At 61.7% G+C, this 5335-nt stretch carries 3 protein-coding genes and 1 pseudogene; 1 reads left to right on the top strand and 3 read right to left on the bottom strand.

Features of this window, described 5'->3' with window-relative positions; genetic code table 11:
• Positions 1 to 215, bottom strand: a pseudogene (locus P792_RS39000) (hypothetical protein); the annotation flags it as partial.
• 256 nt (positions 216 to 471) lie between these two features.
• Here P792_RS39000 and P792_RS31645 point away from each other — a divergent pair.
• Positions 472 to 1722 (top strand): sodium:proton antiporter, encoded by a 1251-nt coding sequence (locus tag P792_RS31645; protein ID WP_023979365.1) that lies wholly within the window; start codon positions 472 to 474, stop codon positions 1720 to 1722.
• Positions 1723 to 1725: 3 nt separating this feature from the next.
• Here P792_RS31645 and P792_RS31640 read toward each other — a convergent pair whose 3' ends face one another.
• Entirely contained in the window at positions 1726 to 3870 is a 2145-nt protein-coding gene (locus tag P792_RS31640; RefSeq protein ID WP_023979364.1) for a ComEC/Rec2 family competence protein, read from the bottom strand.
• A gap of 27 nt (positions 3871 to 3897) precedes the next feature.
• The gene (locus P792_RS31635; RefSeq protein ID WP_023979363.1) at positions 3898 to 4968 is read right to left on the bottom strand and encodes a purine nucleoside permease; all 1071 of its coding nucleotides are present in this window, start codon (positions 4966 to 4968) and stop codon (positions 3898 to 3900) included.
• Between the last annotated feature and the right edge of the window lie 367 nt (positions 4969 to 5335).

Genomic DNA, 5335 nt, shown 5'->3' with positions numbered 1-5335 from the left:
CAAGCAAATGGCTCGTGGAAGAGTGGCGCAAGCGTCACCTGATGGATTGGATTTGCAGGCGATGCCTTCTCGCCCAACCCGGGTGGGAGGCCCATCGCCTGTAACTGCTGATGCCAGGCATCGGGTTGCGTTTTATCTACCGGTGCGGCGCGCCCGTTCGACAAGCCGATCAGCAACCCGACCATTATCATGCCAAGACCATTCAACGTGGCCATGATGCCTCTCTCACTCATACAGGTCTCTCTCCCTTTCCAGTCAAAAACAGGCAGTCATTCTGGGACCGGATGAGCAGGCTAGCCCTATACAATACGATATCGCAATGGTTCGACGTGATGCCCCTGGTGCAACGCGACCCGAGGGATAAACCATGGTTTTGTGGATGACATAATGTGAGAAGCTGGACGAAGGGCGTGCGTTCACGTTCCCATGCGGTAAAACGGCTCATCCCGGCATCATCGGCAAAGAGATTTCATGTCCTCCCTCAGCCTCTTCGCGATTCTTCTTACCCTCTGCACCGCGTGCGGCATTCTCAATTACAAGCTGCTGCGCCTGCCCATGACGATTGGCATCCTGCTGATTGCCTTGATCGTGTCGCTTGTGGTCAAGGGGCTGGACATGGCCCTGCCCAGTGTCGATCTGCACACTCTGCCCATGACGCTTCTTGCCTCGGCCGACCTGCCTGGCAATTTGCTGGACGGTGCCTTGTCTTTCCTGCTTTTCGCCGGTGCCCTGCAGGTTGATACACGCCATCTGATGGAGCGGAAATTCTCGGTATTCTTCCTCGCCATCGTGGGAACCATACTGGCGGTGTTCATGCTGGGCGGGGCCATGTACTGGGTCATGGCGCAGGTGGGACTGCCCGTGCCATTCCTGTGGTGCGTGGTGCTGGGGGCCATTCTGGCGCCAACCGACCCGGTTTCGGTGGTGGGCATGTTGCGCCGGCTGGGTCTGCCGGGGCCCATTCAGGCCATTTTTGCCGGAGAAAGCCTGTTCAATGACGGGGTGAGCATCGTGATTTTCGGCCTTGCCATGACACTGGTCACGGGTGAGGCGCATCACCTGACCCTAGTGGATGCTGCCGAAGCTTTCGGAATCGAGGCTGTAGGGGGTGCGGGGCTTGGTTTTGTGGCCGGTCTGATTGCTCTGCTCTGCTTTCGCGCTGCACGCGACAGCCACTTGCAGCTTCTGGTGTCGCTCAGCCTGGCGGCAGGCACATTCAGCCTCGCCCATGCGCTTGGCATGTCAGGCCCGATCGCCGTGGTCGTGGCAGGCCTCTGCCTGGGGAGCGAACGCGCCAAGAGCAGCATGGACGACCATGCGCGTGAGGAACTCAGCAGCTTCTGGACACTCGTTGACGAGATCCTGAACGCACTCCTCTTCCTGATGATCGGCTTTGAGGTGCTGGCCGCCATTCCCAGCCAGCGTGCGCTCGTGGCCCTGCTCCTGGGTATTCCGCTTTCAATTGCAGCGAGGGCGCTCAGCGTGTTTCTCGCCATCCTGCCGATCCATCTTTATGGAGAAGATCGCGGGCGCATGCTGGCCGTGCTGACCTGGGGCGGATTGCGCGGTGGCATTTCTCTGTCGCTCGCGCTCACTTTGCCTGCCGGACCGATGAAGGAGGTTCTTGCCCCGATCTGCTACGGCATCGTGGTCTTCACCATTCTGGTACAGGGATTGAGCATGGAGCGTGTCGCTCTTCATTTCTATCCAAAGAAGAGCTGATGGCTACTCAGCCTTTGCCAGAGGCAGATTGGGTACGCCCCTGAAACCAGGGCGCGGTACCCATAGCCGCGCACCGCGCCATGAGCGGTCTGATATGATCTGCAAGGCTTTCCCCCTGCTCCGATCTGCGCCATCGCGCACCATGACCGCGCCATCGCGCCAGACCGTGAAGCGATCGACATAGATGCCACTTCTGCACGCCGATGGCAGGGGAGCAGCGCTGACCACGAGCGCGTTGCCCGTACACTCGGGAGGTGGGTCTGCTGAACGGAGGCGGGAGAACAGGATGGCGATATTCTGGCCTCCCCGCTCGATATGGCACCGCTCAGCATCGCAATCCGGCGGTTGTGCCGATGATATGACAGACCGGGGCCAAGCCTGAACCCAGGCAGAGAGCGTATGGTTTGAAAGGCTGCCATGCGGCCCCGCAACCCAGGCACTCCCCTGTCGGAAAGCGATGAGACCGGCATCGGGTGAGACGAGCAGCACAGGCGCTGACAGACAGAGCGGTAACGCAACCCCCGTCAGCATGAGAGGCAGCCCCATGAAACGGGCCTTGCCGCGCCAGAGGCACAGGATTGCCAGCCCGGCCATATACAGGACTAGGGCCCAGCAAGGCATATGGGGCACAGCGATGTGAGCCATTGGCCATGCTGCAACATGCGCGGCCAACGACGAAACCAGCCCGATCCCCTGCCCCATGACCCAGAGAGGCGCACCAGCGCCCCCTAATGGCATGAGCAGCAACGCGCACAGCCCTGCGGGCATGATGCAGAATGCCGCTATGGGTACCGCGACAAGATTGGCCATGATGAACCAGGGCTGAAAACTACCAAAGCCCGCCATGACGAGTGGCAGGGTTGCCCCTCCCGCCAACGCACTGGTGAGGGAAAGCAACACGAGATGATGGCCGATGCCGCCCTGATGCCCCTGTTCGGCTCGCCGGACAAACCGCGGCCGCATGGCTTCGTAGCCTGCAATCAGGGCCATGACGGCTGCAAACGACATCTGGAATGACAGATCGAGCACCAGCACCGGAGACGCCATAAGTAGGATCAGTGCCACCAGAGCCAGCGAGCGCATGGAGAGCACACGACGCCCGCTCAGAAGGGCAAGGGTTGCCAGACCCGCCATGCCCAGACTGCGCAAGGCTGGCAGATGGAACCCAGTGAGCGCCACATAGACCACGCCCCCTGCCAGTGCCGCGAAGGCAGCGATTTCCCGACAGGGCAGACGCAGGCCGAGCCACGGCCAAAGGACGAGCCCCATCCGCACAGCCGCAAAGAGGGCGCCCATGACCAGGCCCAAATGCAGCCCCGCTACGGCAAGGATATGGGCCAGCCCCGATGCCGCATAGGCCTGTCTGGTCTGCTGGCTTATCCCCTCGCCGTGCCCGGCCAGCAGGGTGGCGGCAATGGCGGCGCGTTGCCCTTCGAGATGGTACATGATTTCTGCCGTGATCGCGGCGCGCCAGCGCCCCAGCCTGTAGCCCTGCGGTGCCGCGAGGATCTCTGGCACGCCCAGCACCCGACCGGACCCGGCGAGGGCATCGAACCACGCCTCTCTTTGTCGATCGCGCGCACCGGGGTAATCCGGCCAGTCGGGCGGACGCAATACGGCCCGCAGGCGCAGCACCATGCCCGGAACATAGGTCTGGCCCTCATGAGTAAAGAGCAGCAAATCACGCTTGAGCGGGGCCATGCCGATATCGACCCCGCTCTCGAACACGGCGTCCCTGACGCGCAAACGCTGAAGGATCTGGCCCGGCTCTGTGGTCGTGGCGACATCGATCACCCTGCCATGCAACACGACCGCCAGTGAGGGAAGCGCAGGCATGGGGGGCTGCCGCCCTGCCTGCGCCCGCGCCAGTAGAAACCCCGCGCCCGCCATCACCATGACAAAGCCAAGGCTTCTGGCATTGATACGGGACCACCCTGACAGCACTATGCCCACCCCCACGAGGACGCAGGCACTGGCGCACCAGAAACCGGGCTCGTAACGGGGCAGGAAATAGATCAGGCATCCTGCGGCCCATGCTACAGCAAGCCAGGCTGCAAGCCCGCGCCCCTGCGAGAGCAGAATGCTCTCAAGAGACCCGGCAAGGCGGGAGAGCGTCACATCCCCCTGCCCCGACAGGGCAAGGCGCACCTGTCAGAGGCACCCTGTCCAGCGCCTTCAGGGGGCGGAGGGCACATGGTCACGATAGTGATCCCAATGACGGACCAGCTCCGCCACGACAGGTGCCCCGACGCGCTCGTTATTGTCGAAAGCGATATTCTGGCCGGGTCCCTCATCGCCCATCGACTGGGTCAGGGAAACATGTGGGGGCGGCATGGAAGGGTTGGAGCCCGAACGCAGCACCATCACCCGGTCCGGATCGACATAGCCCCATTTCGCCAGCAGGCGCATCTGCTTCTGGTTGGTCTGGCTTTCCTCGTTGGTCATGACGAAAACGCCCTGGTTTTTCGTCCAGAGTTTCACCCAGCCCTGCGCCCAGTCATTGCGTGCCTCGCCATGCCAGTAGCGCAAGGCCCCCAAGGTCTCGCCCATCAAGATCATCGGGGGTTTGCTGGCAGGAAGGCTCGCAGGCCAGGCTGCGCGTCGGCGGGCGATTTCCGGGTCGTCGGCTAATTTGACATCCTTGCTCAGACCATAGGCCCACCGCGCCAGACCCTGATTGAGCGCATAGGCCTTGGTCAACTGTGCGACATCCGTCACCGAGCCATAGTGATTGGGATCTTTCGGCAGGGTGTTCGGGCGATCTGCTCCGATGGCGTAAAGCCCATAGGGCCAGTCCTTGGGAATGGTGCGGTCATCGAGTTCACGCAGGGCATCGCCATCCACCACCCAGCGCGCCCAGGCCACGCTTCCGACCGAGGCCACATTGGGGTTCACGCCGGAAATGCCAGTGAAGATCCAGTAGGTCTTTTTCAGGTCAAATGCCGGGTCGAGCGCCAGAGCCATGAGTTCAGACGGGCCGGAACGCAGCACAATGCCGTACACTCCGTCGTTATTGCGTCGCAGGATGGGCTCCTTCACGCCACGCACTGGCACTGTCTCGCTCAGATGCTCACGCTCGACCCAGTCCTGATATTCGCCCGGCGCATCACCTGTATCTGCACCGTTTTCCCAGCCTGCAACAATAATGACGCGCGGTGCGACGGGTGCAGCATGGGCAGACGCCACCCCAAGATCGAGAACGCAGGCGAGAGATGCGAGGCAGGCAGGAAGCAATCGTTTTTTCATATCGGGATCGTTACATCGAATACAGGTTTCTGCAAATACTGTTCGCAGGATACTGCTTTGATCTGGAGTCTGACCCGGCAGACATCTGACCGCGATGCCCCTTGCAAGGCAACCGGCAATCCGCAGCCTCTACGGGGCTTGCCCCGCTGCCCGCAAGGGGCGAGCCTCCCCTGTGCCAGATTTTCACCAGACAGGTTTTCATAAGGGTGACTGTCCTTTGTCGGGGCATGGGGCAGCACGCTCATGAGGCATGACATGCCTCTCATGATACCCGGACAACAAATCGCCATCCGGTAGTGTGGCGCACGCAATCATGCTATGGGAGCGCCATGACCGTTCGCACACGCTTTGCCCCTTCTCCCACCGG

Origin of the sequence: Asaia sp. SF2.1 (genome assembly GCF_000505765.1) — a bacterium.
GTDB classification, from domain to species: Bacteria; Pseudomonadota; Alphaproteobacteria; order Acetobacterales; family Acetobacteraceae; genus Asaia; species Asaia bogorensis.
This window is presented reverse-complemented; position numbering and strand designations above follow the sequence as displayed.

Excerpts from the sequence above, each read along its gene's own strand:
- P792_RS31645 (WP_023979365.1), top strand. The coding sequence starts at position 472 with ATGTCCTCCCTCAGCCTCTTCGCGATTCTTCTTACCCTCTGCACCGCG.
- P792_RS31635 (WP_023979363.1), bottom strand. The coding sequence starts at position 4,968 with ATGAAAAAACGATTGCTTCCTGCCTGCCTCGCATCTCTCGCCTGCGTT.